20 protein-coding genes and 1 pseudogene are annotated in these 26,813 nt (G+C 63.1%); 17 read left to right on the forward strand and 4 right to left on the reverse strand.

Annotated features, from left to right (window positions below; all coding sequences use genetic code 11):
• The first annotated feature begins 799 nt into the window (after window positions 1–799).
• Window positions 800–2,527, forward strand: coding sequence for an RCC1 domain-containing protein (locus ACQ3HB_RS02905; RefSeq protein ID WP_430917557.1), 1,728 nt, complete (start codon window positions 800–802; stop codon window positions 2,525–2,527).
• Between the two features lie 148 nt (window positions 2,528–2,675).
• Here ACQ3HB_RS02905 and ACQ3HB_RS02910 read toward each other — a convergent pair.
• Window positions 2,676–3,640: pseudogene (locus ACQ3HB_RS02910) on the reverse strand (IS481 family transposase).
• Between the two features lie 119 nt (window positions 3,641–3,759).
• Window positions 3,760–4,092: a VapA/VapB family virulence-associated protein gene (locus ACQ3HB_RS02915; protein WP_430917764.1), complete on the reverse strand. Its 333-nt coding sequence runs from the start codon at window positions 4,090–4,092 to the stop codon at window positions 3,760–3,762.
• A 1,017-nt stretch (window positions 4,093–5,109) separates the two neighbouring features.
• On the opposite strand from ACQ3HB_RS02915, the gene ACQ3HB_RS02920 reads away from it, so the two are divergent.
• The 3 genes from ACQ3HB_RS02920 (at window position 5,110) to ACQ3HB_RS02930 (ending at window position 8,194) form a co-directional block, all read left to right on the forward strand.
• On the forward strand, window positions 5,110–5,619 hold the full coding sequence (locus ACQ3HB_RS02920) for a GNAT family N-acetyltransferase (protein WP_430917559.1): 510 nt from the start codon (window positions 5,110–5,112) through the stop codon (window positions 5,617–5,619).
• Window positions 5,620–5,769: 150 nt separating this feature from the next.
• The gene (locus ACQ3HB_RS02925) at window positions 5,770–7,137 is read left to right on the forward strand and encodes a family 1 glycosylhydrolase (protein WP_430917561.1); all 1,368 of its coding nucleotides are present in this window, start codon (window positions 5,770–5,772) and stop codon (window positions 7,135–7,137) included.
• Between the two features lie 157 nt (window positions 7,138–7,294).
• Window positions 7,295–8,194 carry a hypothetical protein gene (locus tag ACQ3HB_RS02930; protein WP_430917562.1) on the forward strand — a complete coding sequence of 300 codons (900 nt, stop codon included), beginning with the start codon at window positions 7,295–7,297 and terminating at the stop codon, window positions 8,192–8,194.
• Between the two features lie 577 nt (window positions 8,195–8,771).
• Here the strand turns inward: ACQ3HB_RS02930 and ACQ3HB_RS02935 are convergent.
• Window positions 8,772–9,182 carry an FCD domain-containing protein gene (locus tag ACQ3HB_RS02935; protein WP_430917563.1) on the reverse strand — a complete coding sequence of 137 codons (411 nt, stop codon included), beginning with the start codon at window positions 9,180–9,182 and terminating at the stop codon, window positions 8,772–8,774.
• Between the two features lie 1,003 nt (window positions 9,183–10,185).
• On the opposite strand from ACQ3HB_RS02935, the gene ACQ3HB_RS02940 reads away from it, so the two are divergent.
• The 12 genes from ACQ3HB_RS02940 to ACQ3HB_RS02995 all read left to right on the forward strand — a co-directional run bounded on the left by ACQ3HB_RS02940 (window position 10,186) and on the right by ACQ3HB_RS02995 (window position 22,023).
• Complete coding sequence (locus ACQ3HB_RS02940) at window positions 10,186–11,325, forward strand: M23 family metallopeptidase (RefSeq protein ID WP_430917565.1); 1,140 nt, start codon at window positions 10,186–10,188, stop codon at window positions 11,323–11,325.
• Window positions 11,326–11,659: 334 nt separating this feature from the next.
• A complete protein-coding gene (locus ACQ3HB_RS02945; protein WP_430917567.1) occupies window positions 11,660–12,229 on the forward strand; it encodes a copper chaperone PCu(A)C in 570 nt (189 codons plus the stop codon).
• Entirely contained in the window at window positions 12,229–13,446 is a 1,218-nt protein-coding gene (locus ACQ3HB_RS02950) for a Dyp-type peroxidase (RefSeq protein ID WP_430917568.1), read from the forward strand. Before ACQ3HB_RS02945 ends, ACQ3HB_RS02950 begins: the two co-directional genes overlap by 1 nt.
• A 40-nt stretch (window positions 13,447–13,486) precedes the next feature.
• Window positions 13,487–14,047 carry a copper resistance CopC family protein gene (locus ACQ3HB_RS02955; RefSeq protein ID WP_430917570.1) on the forward strand — a complete coding sequence of 187 codons (561 nt, stop codon included), beginning with the start codon at window positions 13,487–13,489 and terminating at the stop codon, window positions 14,045–14,047.
• Window positions 14,044–15,297 (forward strand): alpha/beta fold hydrolase, encoded by a 1,254-nt coding sequence (locus ACQ3HB_RS02960; RefSeq protein WP_430917572.1) that lies wholly within the window; start codon window positions 14,044–14,046, stop codon window positions 15,295–15,297. The genes ACQ3HB_RS02955 and ACQ3HB_RS02960 overlap by 4 nt, the downstream gene beginning before the upstream one ends.
• Before the next feature lie 183 nt (window positions 15,298–15,480).
• Window positions 15,481–15,972 carry a hypothetical protein gene (locus ACQ3HB_RS02965; protein WP_430917574.1) on the forward strand — a complete coding sequence of 164 codons (492 nt, stop codon included), beginning with the start codon at window positions 15,481–15,483 and terminating at the stop codon, window positions 15,970–15,972.
• 365 nt (window positions 15,973–16,337) lie between these two features.
• Window positions 16,338–17,006, forward strand: a complete 669-nt coding sequence (locus ACQ3HB_RS02970; RefSeq protein WP_430917576.1) for a DsbA family protein — start codon at window positions 16,338–16,340, stop codon at window positions 17,004–17,006.
• A 593-nt stretch (window positions 17,007–17,599) separates the two neighbouring features.
• The gene (locus ACQ3HB_RS02975) at window positions 17,600–18,352 is read left to right on the forward strand and encodes a class I SAM-dependent methyltransferase (RefSeq protein WP_430917578.1); all 753 of its coding nucleotides are present in this window, start codon (window positions 17,600–17,602) and stop codon (window positions 18,350–18,352) included.
• Between the two features lie 383 nt (window positions 18,353–18,735).
• Window positions 18,736–19,692, forward strand: a complete 957-nt coding sequence (locus ACQ3HB_RS02980; protein WP_430917579.1) for a nucleotidyltransferase domain-containing protein — start codon at window positions 18,736–18,738, stop codon at window positions 19,690–19,692.
• Between the two features lie 2 nt (window positions 19,693–19,694).
• Entirely contained in the window at window positions 19,695–20,240 is a 546-nt protein-coding gene (locus ACQ3HB_RS02985) for a hypothetical protein (protein WP_430917581.1), read from the forward strand.
• Entirely contained in the window at window positions 20,237–21,541 is a 1,305-nt protein-coding gene (locus ACQ3HB_RS02990; protein WP_430917583.1) for a HesA/MoeB/ThiF family protein, read from the forward strand. The genes ACQ3HB_RS02985 and ACQ3HB_RS02990 overlap by 4 nt, the downstream gene beginning before the upstream one ends.
• 47 nt (window positions 21,542–21,588) lie before the next feature.
• The gene (locus ACQ3HB_RS02995; protein ID WP_430917765.1) at window positions 21,589–22,023 is read left to right on the forward strand and encodes a Mov34/MPN/PAD-1 family protein; all 435 of its coding nucleotides are present in this window, start codon (window positions 21,589–21,591) and stop codon (window positions 22,021–22,023) included.
• A gap of 11 nt (window positions 22,024–22,034) precedes the next feature.
• Here the strand turns inward: ACQ3HB_RS02995 and ACQ3HB_RS03000 are convergent, their stop codons facing one another.
• Window positions 22,035–22,859, reverse strand: a complete 825-nt coding sequence (locus ACQ3HB_RS03000; RefSeq protein WP_430917585.1) for a DUF6602 domain-containing protein — start codon at window positions 22,857–22,859, stop codon at window positions 22,035–22,037.
• A 1,227-nt stretch (window positions 22,860–24,086) separates the two neighbouring features.
• Between ACQ3HB_RS03000 and ACQ3HB_RS03005 the strand changes: the two genes are divergently transcribed.
• On the forward strand, window positions 24,087–26,522 hold the full coding sequence (locus tag ACQ3HB_RS03005; RefSeq protein ID WP_430917587.1) for an Ig-like domain-containing protein: 2,436 nt from the start codon (window positions 24,087–24,089) through the stop codon (window positions 26,520–26,522).
• Window positions 26,523–26,813 lie beyond the last annotated feature (291 nt).

Consider the following 26,813-nt stretch of genomic DNA (forward strand, 5'->3'; position numbering starts at 1 on the left):
CCTGTGATATTGTCCGTCAATACTAATTTCTGGCTAGTGCGCGTATCTTTACGACACGGATCATGTAGGAGTTGTGATGCATGGACAAGGCGGCACTCTCCGGGCAGTCGCGAGGGTCGACCGTGACTCTGGCTGTGCTGCTCGCGTTCATCGGGTGTTGGTCAGAGGGCGTCGTTGGCGCAAAAGCGGCTGCGCGCCTCTCCTTCTCAGGCCTTGAGGCGAGCGAGTATCAACCCATCAAATGGCATGTGCGCGGTGCAGCGATCGGGATCGCTGGGCCCGTGCTTGGTGGCCTATTCCTGCTCGGATTCGAAAACGAAGTGTATGCCAGTACGCGGTAGTGGGGCGAAGTGGACGATCGTCGCATATGTCGCACGATGCTCCGACACTCCCGCGCGCGGGGATACTGGATGTCCGCTTCCACAGCACGACTCAGCACTCGTGCGATTCCGCCAACCAGACGACGACCCGGGAGGATCCGGACGTCAATTCGACGACTCGGTACCATGGGGCTTCGTGGATTGGCGTCGGCAACTCGCCCTGGATCTACCTCTCTCAACCCGAGAGCAGCACGTCACCCCAATGATGGGAGTTTTTTGTGCTTGAGACCGCTGACACACCGCGCTTTGCCTGCAAGAGGCTGGTTGGCTTCGCCGTTGTCGTGGGTTCTGTGCTTACATTCTTCGGGGGTGGTGCGGCGCTCGCTACACTCCCGGCGAGTTCGCCGGCTGCCCCTGCCGCAGTACTCACGTCGGGAGGGGTTGTCGGGTGGGGTTCAGACCGGAGTGGACAGCTCACGATGCCCGCGGGCACCGCGGGGAGTGTGGTCGCGATCGCGGCCGGTAGTATTCACAGTTTGGCTTTGAAGGCCGACGGGTCCGTGATCGCCTGGGGCGACAACTACTTCAGACAGAGCACGGTTCCTGCAGCGGCGACGACTGACGTGACCGCAATCGCAGCCGGCGCCTTGTTCAGTTTGGCGCTGAAGGCCGACGGGTCCGTGATCGCCTGGGGCGAGAACTACTACGGGCAGAGCACGGTTCCTGAGGCTGCCACGAGTGGAGTGACCGCGATCGCTGCGGGCAGAGCTCACAGTTTGGCGTTGAAAGCTGATGGGTCCGTGATCGCCTGGGGCGACAATTCCTACAAACAGAGCCTTGTTCCCGCGGCCGCGATGAGCGACGTGACCGCGATCGCTGGTGGTGGCTTGTTCAGTTTGGCGTTGAAGACTGACGGGTCCGTGATCGCCTGGGGCTACAACTTCAGTGGACAGAGCACTGTTCCTGCGGCCGCGATGAGCGACGTGACTGCAATCGCGGCAGGCAACATTCACAGTTTGGCGTTGAAGGCTGACGGGTCCGTGATCGCCTGGGGCGACAACGGTGACGGCCAGAGCAATATCCCCACAGCTGCGATGAGTGACGTGACCGCGATCGCCGGTGGAGAGAGGTTCAGTTTGGCGTTAAAGGCTGACGGGTCCGTGATCGCCTGGGGCGACAACAGTGAAGGGCAGAGCACCGTTCCTGCGGATGCAATGAGTGACGTGACCGCGATCGCCGGTGGCGGCATGTTCAGTTTGGCGTTGAAGAAATTGCCGGCACCGGTACTCACGGCAGATGCTCCCCCGGCGACGGGAGCGATATCGGCGGCGTACTCGTACACGTTCGAGGCTTTGAACACAGACTCGTTCGCAGTGGCCTCTGGCGCATTGCCTCCCGGGCTGACGCTCACTTCGGCGGGGGTGCTCGCTGGAACACCGACCACGGCAGGCGACTTCACGTTCACCGTGAAAGCGACCGGCCCTGGTGGGGAGACAGTGGGCGCTTCACACACGATTACCGTCCCAGTTGCGGTAGCGACCACGTCGCCGACAAATGGGTCAACCGAAGAGACCACGACACCGACGGTGTCGGGGACCGGCCAACCAGGCGCGTCAGTGGTCGTGACAGATGACTCAGGCTTAACCGTCGGCTCAGCAACCGTGGGTGCTGACGGGACGTGGAGTGTCGTGACCACGACACTCGCCGCGGGCGCACACACGTTGAGCGCGACACAAATCACAACCGGCGGCACCGCGAGCTCCGCACAGATCAGCATCACGATCGAGATCCCCGCAACGGTAGCGATTACCACTCCGGCAGATGGATCAACCGCGGAGACCACAACACCGACAGTGTCGGGGACCGGCCAACCCGGCGCATCAGTAGTGCTGACCAACAACGCAGGTTCCACGGTTGGCTCAGCAACTGTTGACGCTTACGGGACGTGGAGTGTCGTGACCACGACGCTCGCCGCGGGCGCGCACACATTGAGCGCAATTCAGACCACGACCGGCGGCACGGTGAGCTCCGCACAAATCAGCATCAACATCACGATCGCTGTCCCCGCCAGGCCCACCACCCAGACTCCATCGCTCGCAGCTGCAGGCGTCGACCTACGAGGCGGCGCCCTTGCCATTTTGTTTGTGACGCTTGGCAGCGGGCTGCTCGCCCTCTCGAGAACGAGAAAGGAGCGACGCGCACGCTAAAGCAGGGCCCCAGCGCGCAGTCCGCCACGGGTTGCTCTGCCTTCGAGACGAGCCGTCCCGGCCGCACTCGGTTACGAATCCGTGAGGAAGTCCGCAGCTTGAGTGGTTGGGCAGGCTCACGTCCAGCGTCGTTCGCGAGCCTGCCCGACTAGCTGTTCTTCCCGGGGACGTTGTGGACGCGTTGAATAGGTGACTTGCCGCCGATGCCGGTGTGGGGTCTGTGGTGATTGTAGTTGTGAACCCACTGCTGGTAGGTGGCGGCTCGTGCGTCGTCTGAGGCGTAGGTGTGGGCGTAGACCCATTCTTGGGCGAGGGTGCGGTTGAAGCGCTCGACTTTCCCGTTGGTTTGCGGGCGGTAGGGGCGCGTGAACTTGTGTGTGATCGCAGGTCCCAACGCTGCGTTGAACACGCGTGAGCGGTAGCAGGAGCCGTTGGCGGTGAGGACGCGTTTGACGGTGATGCCGTGGCTTTCGAAGAACAAGTTGGCGCGCAGCCAGAAACCGGCTGCGGTCTCTTGTTTCTCGTCCGCGAGGATCTCGGAGCAAGCCAGGCGGGAGTTGTCATCGACCGCGTGATGCAGGAATGAGTAGCCGCGGCCCTGCTTCTTGTTGTTGCGATTGCCGATCATGCGACCCAGCATGCGGTGGCCTCCACCATCGGGGATGCGTCCCTCTTTCTTGATATCGACATGAACCAGATCGCCCGGGTGTTCGTGCTCGTAGCGGACCGGCTTCGGGCGTCTCGCCGGCAGCCCGGTGGCTTGGTCCAGGTAGGCCAGACGCGGCAACCGGTAGCGGGCTAGGACCTGCTCGACCGTGGAGCGGGCAACCTGCAAGTGATAGCCGATCCGGTGCGGACCCCACCGGCGGTGAACCGCAACGTCACGATCCGCCGCTCCAGACGCCGAGGGGTGCGGTTGGGTGACCGGTGCGGACACGATGACAGATCCGTCATCGGGAGTCCGGCACGATGCCTCGACGCCCACCGCGACGCGGTTGCCGGCGAGACCTGGAACCTTTCAGCGGCACGACGGACCGGCCATCCGTCGTCGATGATGAGACTTGCCAGACGAAGACGCCCCACCGGCGTCAACGGGGCATTAGCGTGGGTCACGAAGACCTCCTGGAATCGATTTGAGTGTGGTTACCCACTTCGATACCGGAGGTCTTCGTCTCTTCAGCTGACGCCACGCTGATCACAACGTCCTTGGGAACTACAACTAGCACGTGGGGTTAGATCTTCTTCCAGCCTCCCCAGCCCTCGAAGACGACAGCTGCGATACCCCGCGATCCGGATTGCAGGGACCCGAGATTGTTTCCACTCGAGTCGAAGAAGTTCACGTTCGCGTAGACGCCAGCGTTGTTCATCTGGTAGTTGACCGTGTCCCGAAGTAGCCGGCCCATGTCATAGGTGTAGATGTTGCCCGAGATGCCGGCGCCACAGGCTAGCCCGAGCCCCCATCCCTCACCTTCGAGCTTGTAGTGCGTGCCGCGGTGCTCCGTGTTGAGCGTCAGCCAGTTGTAAGAGACTGCCAACCCGATGGCCCCTGACGCAGATCCTCCGATCGGCGCTTTCTACTCCTGCTCCATACCCACCGGGGCTATGGGCGCAGCGGATGCGGGCAAGACACTTCCCGCAGTGAGCGCGAGGGTCAGTGCAGCACCAACCGCCAGCTTTCGAACGTTACGCATGGGATCTCTTCTCTACTCGTTCTGAGCGTTTGTATCGAGCAACGAGATTGGGAGACCACAACGTCGTCACGTCTTCCACGTCTTCGAAAGTAGTCACCGACTACCCAACCGCCACTCGAGGGTGAAACTTTTGTGTTTTCGACAGGCATGTTAATGTCAATGTCAGTCGCGTCGCGCGGCACTGTGGCCTCACGCCCACGAGGCGGCGGGCTTCGAGCGCGACGCGACGCCGCCGGATCCGCCCAAAATATGTGCTTGCATCGCAAACGTGATGACGCAGGCCGCAGAACCCGCAATGCGTCGCCTCACGGACCGATGCGAGATTGAGACAGACACGTGCGAACGGGATGTGGTCGGCGGATGGCGACGGGACCCACACAATCGTCGCTGACCCCGTGGGTGGCATCGGACCGCTTGCCACCCCGTGACCTAGTCCTTCTTGCCCTGTGGCGCTGGCGCCGGTAGGCCTCTGTTTCATTGACGGGCCTTGCGTAACGCCCACCATTGGTGGTCAGTTGACGGACCGCCGTGAGGTCGCTCGTCGATCGCAGGCGCGACAGGTGGATTGTGCAATTAACGACTCCGGTGACGATTCGAGTCACGGGCCGACGCGGCCTGCGACGGGATCGATCCCGACTCACAGGTCGCACTCCGGGCTCCGACAAGAACGACGCGCTTGATCGGGTGGCGGGGCGCCCCACACACGCCGAATGCGAACCGGCGAGTGCGGCGATGGAAGCACGGGGTGCGCATTCGAATCACAAGCGGCACGCCTGCTGGGCGAGCGCAAAACACTTCATTCTCAGATTTAGAAATTGAGATATAATTTCACATGCGAACTGTCGTTGCGAGGCTTACCGCTTGCGTCCCAGCTGGTCAGAGGAGATCCAAATGAAACAGCTTGCCGAAGTCGTCACGGTGGGGGAGGCGTACGTCAGCGGCGCCTACCAACCGGGAAGACGACGCCAGAGGATCTCGAGCGTTCGCCTCGCCGATGTGCCTCCATTGGTGAAATTTCTTGCAGCGCTGGGGCACTCTACGTCCACTGCCGCCATTGCGTCGCGGTTGGACTGGATCCAGCTTCGCAACGATAACCGGTTGTGGGCTGCCACCGACCCGGACGGGTGCCCCACAGGAATGGTGACGGCCCATCTGGTCCAGCCATCCGGTCCTGGGCGGCCTCACGTGGAAGTGACGAGCTTGCTGGTGAGTGCAGCGCACCACCCGGGCAGGACAGCCCACGATCTCATCGCCACCGCAGAGACCTGGGCGATCGGCCGCAAAGCCGCATCGGTGAATCTGCCGCCCTCGCTGCGTCCCGGCGCCTCTGGCGCGTTCTATGAATCGGTCGGCTACACCCATACCGGCACGCGGTTCTGGAAGGGCTTGCGATGCGGTTAGAGCTGTCACCAGCGCTCATCGGACGCATCCCGGACTCGACGACCGCCCGTCGAGAGGGGGCTCCTTTCCCGGGGACGGCGCTTCGTTCCGTAGGAGAGACAGCCGAACATCGCACCGCATCTCAATTACCAGCAAAGGACGTTGTGAATCATGTGTCCACTCAGTAGGCCCCGAGCTCATCTCCTTCCCGCTGATTTCGTGTGGGGCGTGACGACATCGGCGTTTCAGTTCGATGAACCCGCAGCACGGTCGACGTCACTGCCCCGCCGGGACCCGCTCTCCCCCACGTTTGCGGTTCGAGGTACGAACATGATCCGAGAAGTGTCTCATCACGCGCGGCAATGGGAAGCCGACCTGGATGGGATGGCCGAATTGCAGATTCCTGCGTTGCACCTCTCCTTATCCTGGGAGCAATTGCAACCAAGTGGAGCAGGCCCTCTGAACAGAGCCGCAGTCGCGTTCTATCGAGACATCTTCGAAGGTGCTCGCGAACGTTCACTCGACCCGTTCGTCGCCCTCTACCACTGGGGGTTGCCGCGGCCGCTTCTAGCGGCTGGTGGCTGGCATCAGCGCCGTACCGCCGAACAGTTCGCGCAGTACGCAGCATTGGTGATATCCGAGTTCTCCGATGTGGTCAGCACATGGATCACGATCTACGAACCGTGGAGCGTAGCGTTCGCCGAGCACGCGCGAGGGGCATGCGGGGCCGATGCTGACACCGAGGCACGACGCGCGCTTCACCACTTGCTCCTCGGACACGGATTGGCATTGCGCAAGATTCGCGACATCGCTCCCAGGACGAGGGTAGGGATCGCGAACACAGTCAGCAACGTCTCTGCCGCATCCGACTCCACAGATGATCAAGAAGCGGCGGCCTACATCGATTTGCAGCTCAACCGTATCGTTCTTGACCCGCTGTATCTCGGACGGAATGAGGAAATCGATGAGGTCCTCGGTCCAGTCGGCGGCGACGAGGAAGACATCAATCCCGTTCGACCCGGTGACCTTGATCTCATCTCCACGCCTGCTGATTTCGCTGGCGTCAACCACTTCATCAACGTCCATGCCAGCACTGCCGTCAATGCCACTGCCCTTGGCGCCTGTGTGCGGGCGGTCGAGCCGGCGACGACCGCGACAGGTTGGTCAAACACTCCCGCGGCACTTCGCGAGGTCCTCAACCGTGTGAGCACTGAGTACACTCCAGGCCCGGTATATGTCACCGGCAGCGGGGCGAGTTTCGAAGACGCCCCAGCAGGGCACAGCACTCTCGACGACAGCGAACGCATCAACTACCTCGACGGGTACACCGGCGCAGTCCTCGACGCATACAACGACGGGGTGGACGTTCGCGGTTATTTCGTGCGCTCATTCGTCGACACCGTGAACTGCGACGAAAGCGAATCCTCCCGGTTCGGACTCGTGCACGTGGACCACCGCACGGACACTCGCACCACGAAGCGCAGTGCCCACTGGTATCGAGACTTGATCGTGACGCATCGGACAGCCCGTGGGCGCTGAATCTGGTCTCCTCGCCGAGACGGCTGCAGCGACGCGGGACACGGCCGGATGCCGATGTGTCGGCCCAGGGCCGTGCAGCCGCGCCCCGTTTCCTCAAACAGATGGGAGCCGTCTTCGATGCGACTTCCGTCTCGATATCGCTGGTGCCCCAGCGCCCGTGCTCGGCTGGGAACGCTGGTATGCCGAACGTGCCGCGTTCGGCCACGCCTCGCGTACTCCCACACCGAGCAGTGTCGGTGTATACACCTCGCGTGAGGACACGGCGGCTCTTCATAACCGGGTGCTCCTCACCCTTCACGGCCGATTCGGCGGACAGCTGCCCACCGTGGGCGGAGCGACGTCTGATGACGAGGTCGCGCCAGCCTCGGAATCGCAGCTGCGCACGCTGCTGCTGCACGCAGCGAGCTGCGGGCTGCTTCGAGAGCTTGAATTCAACCGCCGGTTAGGCAGGCTGCATCCGGAGAGCGCACGCAGGCTCGCATCCGCGAAGATCGAGGCGGGACTTGACGGAGACAATCAGAGATGGCGGCGACAGTATCGGATCGACGCGTTGTTCGCTGTCTACGACGCTGTAGCCCTTCCGGCAGCGGAATGGGAGGGCATTCGGGACAAGCTCGCCGGAGTGGATACCCCCGCAGCGCGGGCTGTTTCAGACCTGCAGGCGGACGCCGTTCGCGATACTCCATACGGACGCGGCGGCGGATTGTGGGGTCGAGTCGAAGACGTCGCCGATCAGCTGCTGGTGCGAGCCGTGATCGTTGCACGAGGGAGCCGGGCAGGAGACCGTATTAGCGAGGCTGGCGAGAACCTGCGGTGGGCGGCGTCAACACCACAGCGCGATCCCCTCCCCCGCCACCCGACGGGCGATACTCGCCGAGGTCATGGGGGCACGAGGATTAGCGCGGATGAAGTTGCTCAACGTCAACGCTCCTATGACGCCCACGGTGCCTCACATGCGCCTCTGCACCGACTCAATCGGGCTGAACATGTCGCCGAAACCGACATATTGGGGCTGCTGGAACATATTCCAGGAGTTCGATCACTCAAGGGCCAGTGACAGCCCTGGCGTCCGGCGACGACGCCGCGAGCCGGGCCAGGAGCCGGCCAAGATCGCGCTCCTGCGGACGGTCGTTTCGAGCGCCAGAACGGTCCGGTTCGGCGGCACCGCTGCGACCGCGAACTTCTTGAATGTCGAACAGCAGGCACACGCTCATCCTCTCGGTGGCCGGTCGTGCGACCGGTGCTGGTCTCGAGTGGGGATTGTGCGGCGGGTGGGAATGACTTGATCATGCCGTGATCCTGTGGTCATCTCCTGGGCACGGATGGGACACCAGCTTGTTGACGTCGATTCGTTCCGGGTAGCCGCTGTGTCCGGGAGGGCACGTCGTCAGTAGGTCAAGTGGCTGTTTGGCGGTGCGCGCTGTACTGCCACGCGGTCGTGGGCTGCGAGTTTCGCAGCAATTGGAACACGACGATGCCGAGCCGGCCGCAGCGTGTGCATGTCCGATTGCCCCGACGTATGGCGGCATTCACGGGTGTGATGTTGCGCACTTCGGGATCGACGATGTGCCGCGTCCGGACGGCCATGCACCACACAGTGGACTTCGAGGCGGTTGTTCCGTGGTGGCGCATCGTCATGGCGTGCGCCCTGGAAGACGAAAAGCGCGTTGCATTGCTTGTTCAGCGGTGACTGCGTCGCCCACATCGACGGCCGCTCGAAGAGTCCGGTATTCCCGGCTCGTGTGTCCGATGGTGGCAGGCGCGTCGATGGCATCGCGAAATTCAGCACGTGTCAACCGGTGGGCGAGAGCGATGATGGCCTGCTGGGTCGCGCAGATGAGGACGGGGTTCGGACACGAAGCGGCGAATTGTTCTACAAGAGCCCAGCGCGCCGCGCCATGGGCTGCGACATCTCGGCGTTGCACCGCCTGAATGGCGGAGTCGGTGGCGCGAATGATGCTCCTGCGCTGAGCATGGTTCAGGCTCGGCACCGTGACACGAACGATGCCGCCGGCCAGAGCGCCTATGGTGTGCAGGATTGCCATGTTGCACGCCGTCACGGGCCGCTCTTCAAGACGCACTCGGCGCCGGGGACCGAGCGCAACCAGCTCGGATGGAAAGAGCTCGGGTGACGCTGCACCAACTGCCGTTCGGGATGCTCTGGCTCTCGTCTGCCGTTCGGCGTCGCCCTGCATCGATTCCGAGCCGAGCGAACCGTCGTTGCTTGCCGCAGGAATAGGCGCCGCGTTCGCCGTTCGCGATGGGTGCCGACCCAGTTGGAGGGTCCCGGTTGGCAATGGCATGAGCTGGCTTGGCCCCTTCCGAGTTCGCGTCCGGCCGATCGATCTGTCCAGTGCGCCGGTCGGGCAGCCCCGCGGCCGCCGGGCCGCCGGCAACCGCTCCACAAACACATCGATGTTAGAGTCTACCTTTACCATATTGACATTTCATGTCAATGTTTTGGCTGCTTGGTGGCTGCCTATATCCGGAGGGACACCGCAATATGCCGGTCTCACAATCGTCGGCGTCGCTTGACCCCGTGAGTTCACTTCGTTTCGGAAGCGGCGTACTCGGCCGCAGCGACATGTGGCCCTCGAGGGTCGAGTTCGATGCGCCTGCAGGACGGCTGCGTATCGTGTCGGGGTTCGCTTTCGGGCGTTCGGCGCTGCTCTGCGTTGCGCAGCGCCCACGCGTGCAGTTCAGGAATCGACTCGCCGTGCGTGCGGGCATCGCAGTGGTGGTGCTTTCCGGAATTGGAGGGGTGTTCGCTCCGGTATCCCTCAGTTCCGCGACTTCCGGGTTCTCACTTGTGCCGATGACCCTGGTTGCGGTGTGCGTGATCAGCGACGCCATCAGAGATTGCTTGGGCCGACGGCGCACCGCTCCCGCCATTCGCGCGACCGCGCGAGATGCTTGGTGGGTGTCGTGACGATGCCACGCAGAACGCTTGAGAACCACAGCTCGGGCAGGAGACGCGCTCGAGTACTTACCGGCGGCATCCTCGCGGCGAGCGTGCTGGCGGTGGCCATAGCCGCTCCCCATCACGCAGTGGCCGATGAGTACCCGAGCTGGTCGGACGTTGAAGCGGTTCGGGGCAATGAGGTAGCCAAGCGAGACCGCGTCACCGAGATCGCGGCGCTGATCAATGGCCTCGATGCCGAGGTCGCCGCATCCGATCAGCTCGCGAACGACCGCGCCGCAGCGTACGAGGCGGCTCAGCTGGCCTACGACGAGAAAACATTCCGTGCCGCGGTACTAGCAGCTCAGGCGGAACAAGCGACACGAGAGGCAGAGGAGTCACGAGAACGCGCCGGGAAGCTGGTGAGTTCATGGTTGCGATCCGGTGGCGTGGATCTCAGCACCACCTTGGTGCTCGGCAGCGACGCCTCCGACCTTCTCTCGCAATTGGCAACCATCAGCAAGCTCACCGAGCGCACGAATCGGACATACGAGCGGGCTCGGGTGGACCTCGCGGCCGCAGCCGCTCTCACCACGCAAGCTCGGGTTGCTCAGCAGGCGCTTGCAGAGCTGCAGGCCGACGCGGAACAGTCGCTACAGGAAGCCATCGAAGCCCGTGCCGCCGCGCAGAATTCCCTAGCGCAGCAACAGGAGCACGCAGTGACCCTAAATGCTCAACTCGCCGTTCTTCAGGAAAACCGGGAAGCAACTGAAGCCGATTACCGCAAAGGAGAGTCAGCCCGAGTCGCCGCTACCGCTGCCGCCGCTGCCGCGGTGGCAGCGGCGGCTCACCCGAGCACAACCAGCGAGCCGGCGAGCGGATCGGGCTGGACGAGACCCATTTCTGGGTGGATCACGGACTCGTTTGGCCCTCGCCCCGGCCTCCCCGTACCAGGGGTGAACCCCTTCCATTCCGGGACAGATATCGCAGCCGGTTGCGGCCGGTCGGTTCATGCCGCGTCGGCTGGAACGGTCGAGTACGCCGGCTGGCTGGGTTCGTACGGCAACTGGGTGCTCATCGATCACGGCAACGGGGTGAAAACAGGGTATGCACACAACAGCGAGCTCCTCGTAGGAAACGGCCAAGAGGTCGCGGCAGGGACGACGATTGCCCTCGTCGGGACCACCGGAGCATCCACAGGGTGCCACGTTCACTTCGAAGTTCGCGTTGATGGTGCCCGAGTCGACGCCGAGAGCTTTATGGCAGCCCGCGGCGCGCCCCTGGGCTAGCGCGCGTCCGGCACTCCAGCCTCAGCCAAGCATCGGCTTCAGCAAACCCTCATTTCCGAACCATAGAATATTGACATGCAATATCAATTTGAGTCTGGTTGTGAACGTGGATCTGCCGTCGGCTTTCCTCCGAGCTCTCACCATCGATTTGGGGTTAATCATCAAGCAACACGACGCGGTTGTGGCGAACCCATCCGCGCTCGCTTCGGGCAGGGCCAACGCGAGGGAGGGAACGGGATGTTCGGCCGAGCCCCTCGTTCCTCACCGATGGTGAGCCTCTTGAGGTCCAAGAATCCCACGGAGCGCCAAGGCGCCGCTGACTCGCAATTCGCGGGTGAACAGAACAGAACCCCGCTCGCACGAAAAGGATCCATCCATGAACATTGTTCGATTCACGGCTTCCGCGGTGATCGCCGTGGCCGCCCTCGCCCTCACCGCGTGCACCCCGGGCGCCCCTGACCGTGCCGCCGACGGCATAGCGATAGATGACGCATGGGTGAAAGCGAGCGAATCCGACATGACTGGCGGCTTCGCAACACTTGCCAACACCAGCGACAACAGCATCACGCTCACCGGGGCGCACTCTGCGTCGTCCAAGAAGGTAGAGCTGCATGAGACCGTCGCCGACGCGGCTGGAGCGATGATGATGCGGCAGAAAAAGGGCGGATTCGCGATCAAACCAGGCGACACGCTTCTGTTGGAGCCGGGCGGCGCGCATCTGATGCTCATCGGTCTCACACAGCCGATCATGCCCGGGGATCAGCTGCAGTTCACTCTGTCCTTCTCCGACGGGTCAGAGCGCGATTTCACGGCCCCGGCGAAAGCCTTCGCGGGAGCGAACGAGAACTACGACGACAGTCCCGCCTTGGACGCACCGAACGATGGCAGCGCGGGGCACGGGTGATGCGGGACATCGATACTGAACGGCATCCGCGTTTCACTCGTCGAGGTCTGTTGCTCGGCGGGGTCGCCGTCGGTGGCGTCGGAGCTGCCGTCAGCGTCGGAGCTGCCGTCAGCGTCGGGGCAGACGCTCTCGCACAGAACCTTGCTGCTGCGCCACCTCTTCATGGAGCAGAGGTCGTCCCGTTCCACGGACGCCATCAGGCCGGCATTGTCACCCCTCCTCAAGCATTCGCTCGATTCATGGCACTCTCGCTCCTCCCACACACCAGTAAGGACGGCCTGCAACGACTGCTGCGCCTGCTCACGGACGACGCCGCCCGCCTCAACAGTGGAAACCCGGCCCTCGCTGACACCGAACCGGAACTCGCCCACGCACCAGCACGGCTGACGGTGACGTTCGGCCTCGGCCCAGGAGCGCTCGCTCTCGCCGGCGCCGCTAACGACGTCGCCTCCGCCGATGCGCTGCCACCGTTCGCCGTCGATCGCCTCCGACCCGAGTGGAATGGCGGAGACCTCCTCCTTCAAGTTGCCTCAGACGACCAGGTCACTCTCGCCCACGCGTGCCGCATGTTCATCAAGGATGCGCGCGTGTTCGCTGAAGTGAAGTGGCAACAGGGTGGGTTCCGCCGTGCGCGCGGCACCGAGGCGCACGGCACCACGATGCGCAACCTGTTCGGGCAGGTCGACGGCACCGTGAACCTAACCCCTGGCACTGCAGACTTCGACCGTCTCGTCTGGTGCGACTCAGGCCCCTTGTCTGGTGGGACCACCATGATCGTTCGGCGCATCAGCATGGACCTCGACAAGTGGGACCGGTTGGATCGCTCGGGGCGAGAACAGTCAACCGGCCGGACGCTCTCCAACGGGGCCCCGTTGACCGGCGTCCAAGAACACGACGAACCAGACTTCGCTGCGACGGACGCCCTGGGCTGGCCGCGCATCGCCGATTTCGCTCACATCAGGAGAGCTCGTACAGCTGACCCCGCAGAACGTATCTTCCGCCGCGGTTACAACTACGAGGATACGGCTGACGGATCCGACGCGGGTCTGGTTTTTGTTTCCTTCCAGTCCAGCCCCGAACTGCAGTTCGTGCCAATTCAGCGCCGGCTTGCCCAGCTGGACCTGCTCAACGAATGGACCACGCCGATCGGCTCGGCCGTCTTTGTCATACCGCCCGGATGCCTGCCGGGCGGCTTTGTCGGCGAAACGCTCTTCTGAACGGACCACCATGCTCCCCTCCCCCATTCGCTCCCGGCGCGTGTACGCCGTCTCTGCCGGCGGCTTACTCGCGCTGTGCCTTGTGCTCATGTCATCGGTTCCGGCGGTCGCTCATGACGAGCTCGTCTCCTCCAGCCCTGCCGCTGGCGCCATGCTCGACGCCGGCCCCGAGGAAGTGCGGCTGCGTTTCTCTGAGGAGTTGCTCCCCTTGGGCGCGGCGATCATCGTTGAGGACCCGGCAGGAAAGCAGTGGAATCGTGCCGACGTCACGCTCGAGGGCGACACCCTCAGAAGCGCCTTGGCGCCAGACATGACCCAGGGCACCTATCGACTCGTGTGGCGAGTGGTGTCGTCGGACGGGCACCCGATCAGCGGGGTCGTTCCCTTTTCCATTGGCTCCGCCGTCGACCCGGACGCATTCGCGGATCGGTCCATGGGAACCCCGCCGCCCGTGACCAGTGATGGGCATGGCGGCGCTGGTTGGTTCCGAATCGGCACCGCTGCCCTCATTGGCGCTGCCATTGCGCTCAGCGGGTACCTCCTTTTTCTCCGCATCCGTCGCGTGAGTACGCGGCCTCAACCCCCACAGGAGTCACCATGAGACCGTCCCGATTTGCCGCCCCCTTCATCATCTCCATCGCCGCCCTCACACCGTCGCTCGCGGGGTGCGCAGCCCCGACGGCTGCACCGAACATCGAGCTGGAGTGGGAGTCCTGCGATGAACTCGTCAAATCGGTGGCTCAATTCGCCGACATGGTCGGAGCCCCCGATGTGCTGGGCGAGTTCGGTGACCGTCTCGAATGCGCGGAAGTCCCCGTGCCTCGTGATCACACCGATCCGAGCCTCGGGACCTTGACAGTGCAAATCAGTCGACTGACACCGGAACAGGACTCCGAAGGAGTCATTTTCACCAACCCCGCGGGTCCGGGTCTGGAGGGGCGAACCACTCCCGCGCTGCTTGCGCAGACCGGTTTTGCGGATCTCCTCCGCACTCACACGCTGATCGGTATCGACGTGCGCGGCACCGGTGCGGGAGGCTCTGCTCGGTGCGCGAACGTGCAGATGCTCGAGGTGCCACCAGGCGAAGATTCGGACGCGCAACGGGCGAAGACATTCGCGGGGGCAGTCGCGGAGGCGAATCGCGACTGCGTGGCAGAGGACGTGTTCGCGCGGAACCTCACCACTCGTTCAATCGCTGAGGACCTTGATCTCGTCCGAACCGCTCTAGGGCTCGAGCGCATCAGCTACTTCGGTCAGTCATGGGGCACAGAGCTCGGGACCCAGTACCGATCGATGTTCCCCGACCGTTTGGAGAACATACTTCTTGACAGCATGACCGACCTCCACGGCGACGCAAACAACTCTCTCGCCGATATTGCCGCCGCCCGCGAACACTTCCCGGCGGTGACCCCCGAACCCGCCGGGAACAGCGCTGAAACGTACTCCCCGCTGGCCTACGGGACTCGAACAACGATCACCTGCAACACTGCGATCAATGCCACCGACGACGACGAGAACTGGGATGCGTACCTGCAGCGCCAACGCCACTACTTGACCGTCGGCGCTGAACGTATCGCACACCCGGTCGCCTCGGAACTGCCAGGAGTGTCCGCGTGCAGCGGCTGGCCGCTCGATTCAACACCGGTCACGGCAACCGCTCGACCGGGCACGTTGCAGTTCGTCGCCCACGCTCAAGAGACCGTCACCCCCGCAGTCTGGACAGAGCATGCGCAACGCACCGTCGGTGGGAATGTGTTCACGTTGAACGACGCCCAGCACGCAGGCCTTCCGTTGAGCGAGGCAGCTGACGACGCGGTGGCGTTTCTGACCGCCGACAAGCAGATGGAATGAGCGTCACCGCACTGCACCGTCGACGACGCCGCCCCGTGCCGTCGACTGTGATGAATTCAGCGCGCGGCGTTGTTCTTTAGCGCTGCCGCCGCTGTCGTGTCAGCGTTGACCATCGCGCAAGCGTGGCTCAACTGGCCACGCCAAGATCCCGCAGCGCCCGCGGAGAGTCTCGATGCTGTCCTGATGACTATGACGTGGGGGGCGTTTGGCGGGTTTTGTGGGGCTGCAGCCCTGCTCGCAGCCGCGCTCGGAACTCCCCTCCGCACGGTGTTGACATTGACGCCACTAGATAGGACGCCGCTGGTACTTCCCGCCGGGCTCCTGTTCATGTCATCAGTCGCCTTGCTGATCGGTTCGATGCTGCCGCTGACATCCACCTCGGGGCATCCAGCCCCGGCGGCGATACTCCTGTTCGGCGGTGCTGGTGCGCTGCTGGCCTACCTCGCGGTCCTCAGCGCAGCGATCCTCGCCCGCCAACGCGACGTTCGAGTGCTCTCCGCGGGAATCGCACTAACTGTGCCCGCATGCGTAGTAGGATCCGGGGCGCTCATCCATGTGGCCGCGCTCGAATCTGCACAGGTGGCGTTGCTCGTCACTATCACCGTTAGCGCGCTCTGGGCAGGTTCCTACCCGGCTCTGCAGATACACGGCACCCGGAGACACGTGGAGGCTTAACCCGGCATCGGTCGCTTCTCACTGTTCACCAGCAGGCCCCTTGTTGGGCGACGCTCCGCCCGTACGCCGAACACGCACCGTGCAGGAGCGGGGCACCTAACCCGATTAGGCACCCCGCTCCCCCTCCGCACAGAGGGAGGTGCGGCGGCTCCCGTCCCCTGGAGCCTCCACAACAAGCATCTCATACTGACATCCAATATCAAATACATGGGATGAGCCGCCTCACACGTGGCGCCTGCTCCCTCGCTCGCGGCACGCCACCACATGCCCGCAAACGACAACAACCCTCCGCCCTCTCGGAGAAAACCGAACAGCTGTCCACGTCATATGCCCAACGTGACCAAAATTGAAATATAGTTCTACATATGAACTCGTCTCCTTCTTTGCGCCGTCGGCTGATCTCCATCGCGTCTCGCTACAAGTGGCAGCTCGTCACGACCGGTGCCGTCCTGGCGCTGGCACTTGTCGGCGCACTTTTTGTCATCGCCGGGCAGCAGAAGGCCCCCGTTCCGCCTGGAGCTCTTGGTCCCTCTGGGCTGGCCGACGGCCAAGTGCTGCTGGTTGAGTATGTGGACTTCGAATGCGAGGCGTGCGGCGCGCTCAGCCCATACGTGCAAGCCATCCGCGAGGACTTCCCCGATGAAGTGACGTTTCAGACCCGTCACTATCCGCAGCCGAGCCATGGCAACTCGATGAACGCGGCTCTGGCAGTGGAGGCAGCCCGCGGCCAGTCCAAGGGTGATGAAATGATCGAGCAGCTCTTCAAGACCCAAGCAGTCTGGGGTGAGCGCGGGCGGCAGAGCCAGGCCGGGTACTTCCGCGAACTCGCGCAGAAGCTTCAGCTTGACCTCAATCGGTACGATGCCGACCTCACCGACCCGAGCACCCGCGAACGCATTGATACCGACATCGCCATGGGTCGCAGCCTCGGAATTCAAGGCACTCCTACCTTCTTCCTCGATGGCGAGCAGGTGCAATTGCACGCCGTGGAAGACCTCCGCTCCGCCGTCGAGTCCGCACTGCAGAGTCGCTGACCCACATCTGGGAGACCACCCCTCATGGACAACACCTCCGTTCGCGGACAAGTCGGCGCGGCCGCCGCGACCTCGGTAGCCGGGACACGCCTGCTCGGCGTGCCTGCATTCGGTGGCAGAGGCACGGTGCTCAGCGCAGCAAGCATGGTCGCCTTCCCTGTCAGCCGCGGACGGCCCGCCGGCCTCGCCACAGTCAGGCTTGACGACTCGCGTGTGCCCTGGATGTGCGTTGAGCGCGTTGGTTTGGCTTGTGATCGGGGTGAAAATCATCCTCCACGTCTGGCTATTGGACGCCGGTATGCCGATTCTGTCATTGGCTCATCTGACCATGTTCACCGCCGCATTCGCAGGAGCAGTGCTCCTGGCTGCAATAGCACTCAGCGTTCGACTCGCTGTGCTCCTGACCCGCCGTCGCCGCCCCTGAGGGCGACCTTCGAGAACTCGGATACCGTGCATACTCAACGACTTCAAAAACTCGGATGCTGCGTTCGAGCCAATACCCGCTGCACCTGGGCCCCGCGTCGGGCATCACGTGGCTGCGCTGCGCCCACGCCCCTGCCTCACCGGGCCTCCGATCAGGGCCAGGTCGCATCGTGACGCCCGCGCACGCAGACCCGCCTTGGTTCGTTCAGGTCCAGGACCTGGCCACACCGTGGGATGCGCAGCAGGAGTACTTCCTCGAAGCCGTGGATCTGCATCCTGGCTCACGCGTCCTCGACTTCGGGTGCCGTACCGGGCAGCTCGCACTGGCCATGAGTAAAGCGGGACATCGTGTAACCGGTCTCGATCCCGCGCCGACGACGCTCGCTATCGCGACGACGAAAGCCGGAGCCGACCGCATCAGGTGGATAGTTGGCCACTCATCCGACATTCCGAAGTACCAATTCGACACCGTCGTGATGTCACGGTACTTTTCGCAATTCCTCATCGCCTCAGCCGACTGGGCTGGAGCGCTTCACGACATCCACCGTTCGCTCCGGCCGGGCGGACGGCTCATCTTCGACTCCCGCAATCCTGATCACCGCGTGTGGGAATCGTGGACGCGTCCTCTGACCAAACGCGACGTCGACCTCAGCGACGGACTCGTTGCCACGACCTGGACCAGTGTGTCAAAGGTGCAAGGGGTGGCCAGCCCGTTGGTGCAGTATGTCGATCATTTCCGGCTCGGAAACCATGTGCCCGTCAACAGGAAGTCGGCCATCCGCTTCCGTCGACCGGGCGAGATCCTCTGGCCCCTCGAGCGAGCTGGATTTATCGTAGACAGGATTGATACCAGCTGGGACAGGCACGGAGATGACGGAGAGTTCATCGTTCACGCGTTCCGCGCCGATGACTCAGAGCTCTGACCCGCTGCGTCAGGAATGCCACCAAGCGCGGACCGAATCGGCGCCATACGCCCCGGCCTTACAGGTCCGCGGGAACCCAATCACCCACCGCAGCGCAGAGGCCACTCGTTGACCTTGCACATCAATGCCTGCGCAGTGGGTGACCGGATGGGAGGTCGTCCCGTGCGTTGTTCGTCATGCGTCCGCGCGGATTGTCGAGCGCGTATTCGTTCACTGTCGACGGCGGCGTGACGTGGGCGCTCATTGCGCCTCTGGAGACGATCGGTGCAGCGTATGCGGCAGCTGCACCAGCGCGTGGTGGGCGTTGGTGAGGTCGTGGTAATTCGGCCTGCTGTCGTGGTTGGTCAGTACGCTGAACCTGAACGTCAATCGAAGGAGCTCTCGTGTCAGTGCTGGATCTATTCGACTCTTTTCAGGAGGTTGTGAATGCGAGTCCGAAAATGGTCGAGGAAGCGCGATCTCGACGGAAGTCATTCGAAGCCGCATTTCTTGCCGAACCGGATGTGCCCGAGGTCATCCCCTCTGGTTCTCTTGCCCGGGGAACGCATAAGGATCCGATTCATGATGTAGATCTGGTCGTGGTGTTTGACCCCGAAGAGCATCCTGCTTGGGGTTCGTCTGGTGAATCCGCCGCCCTGGCTTTGGACGACGTGCGCAGTAGGGTCAATGACTTGCTCGGTGCCACGAATGGGACAGCTGACCGGCTGGTGCGCCTCGCGAAATGGCGTAATCATGCGGTGAAATGCTTCCTGGATGATCCCGATGATCCAGACGCGTTCACCGTTGACGTCATGCCGGCATTGCGGCACGGGGATCAGCTCCTTGTCCCCGAGGCCATATCGGAGAAGTGGATCGTCTGTGATCCCGAATACCTGATTGCGGAAGTGCGTGCACGCCATGCGGCGTGGGGCCATTATGCGGGAACGGTGAGGATGCTGAAGTGGTGGGCGGCAGAGCAGCCGGTCAAAATCAAGTCTCTTGTGGTCGAGGTCCTTGCTTTGGACTACCTGCCCACGGACCGGAGTCGGCCGGCGGCGTTACGGGAGTTCTTCACCCGTGCCGAGTATGCGGTCAGGAGCGGCATTGTGGTTGAAGATCCTGCGGGGTTGTGCGGCCCAATTCAGCTGGATCTCGACTACGACGACCTCGCGGACCGTCTTGACACTGCGAGCGACCTGGCATCCCAGGCGCTGGTAGCGCAGGCGAACAACGACGTCCCGCGCGCGAGCCGTCGGTGGGGTGCCGTGTTTGGGGATCTGTTTCCGTTGGTTGCTGCGGCGGTTGGAACCGGCGCGAGCGATGACGGGCCTCGCCCGGTGAAGGACACCCCGCAAGGATGACCATGCCGCCCGCAGAATTCCCCGTCTCACGCTGGCCGGACTGGGATCCTCGCCGGCTTGCGCGCGATCTGGCCGAGGTTAGAGAGTTCGCACCCGAGCTGGAGTACCTGCCACCAACAGAGGACGGTTTGCGCAACGGGGGTTGGCGTGGCCTGCTCCCCTTGTGGCCGTTCGCTCGGCCCGAACCAGAGGCCGTCCGGGACGTGATAGGTGCCCCGCTCCAAGTCGTCGTAGTGTATTCGTCCGCGCACCCGGTCATCGCGCCGGACGTCTATGCGGTTGATCCGGAGCCGGGACTGCTGGAAGAGTCCAATGCGGCATGGCACGTCGCACCCGGTGGCGCACTGTGCCTGTTGCAATCGGAGGGCGGATGGATACCTGAAGCGAGCGTGGTGGACCTCCTGCTGAAAGCATGCGGTTGGCATCTCGAGTACGCCCTGATGCAGGCGCGCGCCATTACCAGGATGACGGTGAATGGCATCGTCACTGACGCTTCGCTCGACGCCATGTTCGCCCGTGCTGCTCGTAGCAAGGGTGGCGGATCATGACGACACCATTTGTGGTACTCACTCGCGGCGGTGAGCGATTGATTCGGGAGTCACCCGACGCGCACGGGAGGCTTCATATGCATTTTTCCGCTGCGGTTGGCAGCTATGTTATCGACCGCGTCGGCACACATGCCGACGTGATGATTGCAGTGAACATCCCCGCCCAATTCCAAGCACTGCGGTGGGACGGGGAGGCGTTCGCCGGCCAGTGGTTCAAGGCTGCCGGCCCCGAGGTCGCCATTCAGCATCTCGCCTTGCGGCACCGCCCGACTGGCATGATCCCGTTCACGGCGTTCCGTGAACTCGTCCACGGGGTCGACGATCCTGGCGCCCTTCTCGGCCTCCTGGTTGTCCACACCCCGAATCTTCCGGAACGGCTCGCGCGGCTCGGGGCGAGGGAATTCTCCGCTTGGGCTGTGAGCCGAGACGGTGTGCATCCGGTCGATTTCGAAAGCGAGCCAGATGTGTATGGTGCTGGACAACTCGCCACGCACTGGCCCGTCGATCGATTTGCAGGCAACACGGTCGCCGTCGTCGGCGTGGGAAGCATTGGCAGTCATGTGGCTGCCTCGCTCGCGCAACTGGGTGTGGGAAAAATGCATCTCATCGACCCTGACCGGCTCCTGTGGCACAACGTTGTTCGGCATCACCTGGGTTCGGAGAGCGTCGGCCGGTTCAAGGTCGATGCGATGAGGGACAACATCACTGAAAAGAACGCCGGCACGGATGTCATCCCGCGGGTTGAAGCGCATCACTTCGATGTCGTTGAACATGCCGAACTGTTGCACGAGATCATCCGCGATGCCGACATAGTCGTCTGCTGCGCGGATGGGATCGCTCCGCGACGAGTGGTGAATCACTTCTCACGCATCCTTGGCAAACCCGCCGTTCTCGCCTGCGTCCTCGGAGACGGCAGCGTCGGAGAGGTCCTACGGCTTCGCCCAGGCGGACGGTTCGGCTGTCTGCTTTGCCAGCGTGCCGCCTTGAGCGAGATGGGCGCGATCGATGCGGAAGCCGATCAGGAGCTCGCCTATGGGACCGGCCATACACACAAGCCGATGACGGCTATTCCCAATGACCTGCGGCTCGTCGCTGACCTTGCCGCGAAAGTGACCGTGGCGACGTTGCTCGAATCGTTGCATGGTGAACGGTCCCAGCGGTTGCCGGGTGAGTGGGCGCTGGTCGGACTGCAGGCAGGTCGTGAGCTCGCCGCTCCGTTCGATTTCGCCCGCGCCGGCGAAGTGCGGTGGTCGGAAGTGCCGCCATCGCGAGAGGGGTGCGCAACATGCTCCCTCACATAACGGGCCGACCGACGAGGGTGCGTTTTGCCAACGGCGTGTATGCGTCCATGGTGGAAGAGGCTCAGCGGTCCGATGACGGCTTTGAAACTGGTGGCATTCTGCTTGGGCATCTCGTCGACGACGTGTTTGTCGTCAGCTGCGCTGGTGGGCCGGGCCCCAAAGCCATTCGGGAACCACATTTCTTCCTCAGGGATCTTGCTGTTGCGCGGGACCTCGCAAGCGCTGCGTGGTCTGCAAATGGGGCCCAGTGGATCGGCGACTGGCATACCCACCCCACGCATTCCCTGATGCCGAGTCCTACCGACTTGCGCAGCTACCGCACGCATCTGCGCGAGGAAGAACTGCAGTTCTCCGCTTTTCTCGCAATACTCCTTCGAGTTACCGGAGCTCGTGTGAATGTGGCGGCATGGTCCGTTGGCCACAGCACTTGTGAGCGACTTGTCGTGGAGCGCCCGGACACTGAACATGAACCGCCCTGCTAGGCGCCGAGGATTCAGAGGTCCGCGTCGGAGTACTGGGAGGTGTCGATGCCATCCAGCGCTCGTTCATACACATCAAGGTCGACTGCCATTGCGGAACCGATGGTTTGGAGCCTACGGAAGAGGCGCATGACGAAGAAGATCAGCTGTGTGCCCTCGTTTGAAACAACTAACCCGGGTGTCAGCATGTCTAGGTTGGCGGCGTCTGAGGTGTGGTCGAATGCGGCATCCGTGAGCGCGATGCCCAAGTCCAGGTGGGACTGCCCGTCATGCTTGGTGATGTTCGACGTACCCACACTTGAGCGGATGCCGTCCCTCCATCCGGTTCGGAGGCCGACGATGCCGCCAAGAATTGGACGTTTGTCCGGGGTTGGGCCGGGCTGCGTACCGTAGATGTCGACGATCTTCGCTGATGTGCGCCTCAGAGCTCGCACGCTGGCGACTTTCGCTGCCGCGTACGCCATCGTGGTGGCATTGAGTTCCTGTTTCACCTCAATGACGCAGTAAATACTCTCCACCGGAACGATCAGGCTGGTGCCTGCTTTGAACCACAGCGGCGAATACTGCCGATCGTAAATCGCGAGGTCCACTTGCTCGCTCTGCGCGCCGGTGGCGTCGAGGGCGAAAACGGGTCCAATCGCATACCGGCCGGGAAGAAACGATTTGAGCATTCGGCCCCAATTCGCCTCTGATGCGTCGCCGATGGTTGTTGGGTGATTAGTGAACTCAAGGGGTATCTCTAGCTCCGCCGACAGTAGTTTCTGTCGTTGTAGAAACGCTTGCTCCAAGTCCACCGTCTTCGGTCGCGCCATCTCAGCCTCAATCGTCTGTGACGCCACAAGCAATGACTCGGGCGCTTCTTACCCACGCTAGGCCATCACTTTGGCCAGATTGAGGATTGTCAGCTCGTATTTCGGGTTCGCCCGTCGGAGGAGACCGCCGCGGCACGTAGAGGTTCGCTTCGCGCAGCGTGTACGGCATGTCCGCGTCGGCGTCCCACAACACCTGGTCGTTCATATCCGGGGCGGCGGCCGCGATCCAGCTCCTGACAATCTTGGCGTTCGTGGCCGACATGGCCTCTGACGGCGCAACCTCGGCTCCGTAGGCCCTGAGTCCTCCACAGCGATCTGCCGCCTGGACCTACATTGCCTCGGCGACGCCCCAGCCGAACGCCATCACACCAAATGCCGGCGCAAACAGCACGGCCACGACGGCCGCTGCACCTCGCCAGCCGTATTCAGCTCGCGCCCGAGTTGCCTCGTTCGCACCGTCTCGATCACTCATTCGCCGCTCCAAAATTGAAATTAAACAATATATATAAGATACCGCAATCTACTGTGAAGCTGCTGGGCGCGTCGAGGTTCGTCCTTAGGAGAGGCGGCGTGCACGCCGTGACGCGCAAGCTTGCTGCGTGCTCACCGCCTAGGCCGCCGAAGAGCTCCGCGACCACAGGCTCGAGAGGCTCCGCGCCATCGACCATTTCCACCAGGCCTGACCCGGACCAGCCATGAGCGTTCGATCGCTTGCGCGCCAGAGCCCTCGTTGACGTGGAAAATTCCACAGCTGCCTAATCCTGAGCCCAGGCTGGGCATGATCCAGCAGACGGCTCGCGTTCCAGCCCGGTCGCCTGCTCGCGAGGCACCCTAACCGATCGTGTCCGAAGGACGACCTGTCGCCGCAGGTGCCGTGCGCCTCAGTTCAGGGGACCCCGGGCCGGCGCAGGAGCCTTCCGGGGACCGTACGCGGCGCAGGCGCTCCTTCTGTGAAGCGCGATTTCAGGCTGCTTCACCCTCGCCCTGGCGTTCATCGCCTCCTATCCCGGACGAATCTGACCTCGCAGGGCCGAGCTGTGATAGTTTGCATGAGACATTTAGAACAATATATCAATTGAGGTGGGCATGAAACGCAGGTTAACAGCAGTTTTGGCAGCGACAAGTCTCGCGATGGCCGGATCGGTGCTCGGGGCGGTACCTGCGCACGCAGTGGACTCACCGTACCTTGAGCTCGTGACGACCATTCCGGGGACACCCGCTCCTCCGGGATCGGCGGGCGATTATGGAATCTGGGTGAGCGAAGACAGCTCGCGAGCATACGTATCCAACCGGATCGACAGCACAGTGCAGTTCATCGACCTCAGCGACAATAGCGTCATCCAGACGGTGCAGCTCCCCGCCGGCGCGACACCGAACGGCGTGACCATTTCCCCCGACGGCTCGAAGGTCTACGTCGCTAGCGCCGTGTCGGGGACGCTCACGGTCATCAATACCACAACCAACCCCGCGACCATGCACACCATCGGCGCCGGCACGATTGGGACGAATCTGCCGGTCAGGGTTGTGCTGTCGGCGGATGGAAACTACGCATACGTCTCAGAGCAGACGACTGTTGCGGGCGGCTCACGGGTCGCCGTCATCAACCTCGCCACCGAGACCATCGCCACGACGATCTCAATTCCCGACCAGGCGTACGGGGTCACTGTCTCACCGAGTGGCTGGGTGTATGCCATGAGCACGAGCAGCAAGATCACGGCTATTGATGCTTCTAACCCCACTGCTTCTACATACCCGACGGTGAATGTGGTTCCGGTGGGAGCTGCTTCTTTGCCGGCGGGCTCGGTGCCATACGAGACCGATACGACGCCGGACGGAAAGCAGGTCTTCTACACGGACCGCGGCACGAACAAGGCCATCGGCGTCATTGACTCCGATCCAAGCAGCCCCACCTTCAACAAGGTTGTCGATACGATCCCAATGACGCCCTCGTCGGGTGGCCTCACCCCCGACCCCGTAAGTATCGTCGCGGAGAGCAAGTACCTGTACATCGGCGGGTACGTCTCGAACGAGATTTTGGTGTTCGACGTCGCCGCGCACACGCTCGCGAACCGGGTGCCGCTCCAGGCCGTGGGTCCGCACGATATGGACTTCTCGCAAGAGCGGTCCACGCTCTATGTGGCGGACGCCAACTCCAACGAGGTCTCCGTTTTCGCCGTTCCGCCGATCGCTGAGATCACCAGCCCGGCCGTCGGTTCCACCATCGATACGGAAACTCCTACGGCGTCCGGCAGCGGACAGGCCGGGGCGACCATTCAAGTGCAAGACACAAGCGGTACGGTTCTGGGATCCGCCACTGTCGGCGCTGATGGCACCTGGACCACGCCGCTGGCAACTCTGGTGACTGGGCCTCAGACGCTGACTGTCGTTCAGGAGACCACCGGCGGCAACCAGACAAAGAGTACGACGAGTATCACCGTCGCGCTCCCGGCAGCGGTTGTCATCACGAGTCCTACCAATGCATCGACCGTGGAAACGCTCACCCCGACCGTCACCGGCACCGGCCAGCCGGGCGCCACCATCACGTTGACAGACGGCTCTGGCGCGACTCTTGGCGCCTCAACGACAGTGGGCACCGACGGCACGTGGAGCATCCCGGTGACCTCACCATTGGTTGCCGGCTCGAACACGATCGTCGCGACCCAGAAGACCGCTCTGGGCACGACCACAACTCCCGCGAAGGTGCAGGTCACTGCTGCCGTGCCGGCGAGCGTTGCGATCACGACACCCGCAGCTAATGCGATCGTTGACACCCTCACTCCGACGCTCACCGGCACCGGGGCGCCGAACGCGACCATCACGTTCACCGCTGACGACGGCACGGTCGTCAATGAGGTCACGGTTGCCGCCGATGGCACCTGGTCGGCTACGACGTCGGCGTTGACTCCTGGAGTGCGCACGATCACAGCCAAGCAGACAACCGTTCTGGGCACTGAGAGTACGACGGACGTGACCTTCACGGCAGACGCTGCGGTGGCTGTCGCGATCACGAGCCCAGTTTCTGGCACGAGTGCGGAGACGCCGACGCCCACGATTTCCGGAACCGGGCAGGTGGGTGCCACGGTCACCCTCACGGACGGCAACGGCGACGTGCTTGGGTCAGGAATCGTCGACGCTAGCGGGAAATGGAGCATCACGACTTCGGCTCTGGCAGCAGGGAAGCACACGATTACGGCCACACAGGTGACGCCTGGAGGCACTAAGACGACGTCGAGCGTCACCATCAACGACATCGTGCCGGTGAACGTCGTGGTCACCGGGCCTGCAGGCGGGGCGGCCGTCGACTCCCTGACCCCAACTCTCACGGGCATAGGACAGCCATTCGCGACCGTCGTCTTGACGGATGACAACGGCACGGAGATCGGTCGCGGGACGGTTGCACCCGACGGTACTTGGTCGGTGATGACGTCGGCGTTGCCACTCGGCTCTCAGACCATCACCATCACCCAAACCACCCAAGGCGGGACGGAGAGCGCGACCGACGTGACGTTCACGGTTGTCGCGCCCACCCCCACCCCGACTCCGGGCACCGCGTCAGCAGACTCGACTGGCGGGCAGTTGACGTCAACAGGAATCGATCTCGCGGCCGGCACGGGCGTCGCTGCAGCCTTGGTGCTGCTCGGCGCACTGTATCTGTTGGCACACACTCGCGCTGCCAGAAAGACCCAGTAGCGGGTCGCTCACCTCGAGCCACTCCGACACACGGAAGCCCCGGGAATCTTGCGCTGAGCGCTGGCCCCCGGGGCTTCCCGTCTTCCCCTGGGCAGCCGCTGGCGAAGCTGTGCGTATTTCAGACCCTGCCCCGACGCTTTTCTGACTCCGGAACCCATCACCGCACCGGGCGCTCCGCCGTGACGACGCCGAGACTGATCTCGATCGATGACATCCGCTTGTCTCACATGCCCTCGCCGGATCATCCCGAGGAGAAGGCCCCTCTCACCGCCTGGGTGGCCGTGCGTGATC

It is taken from the genome of Plantibacter lichenum, assembly GCF_050587525.1.
Classification (GTDB): domain Bacteria; phylum Actinomycetota; class Actinomycetes; order Actinomycetales; family Microbacteriaceae; genus Plantibacter.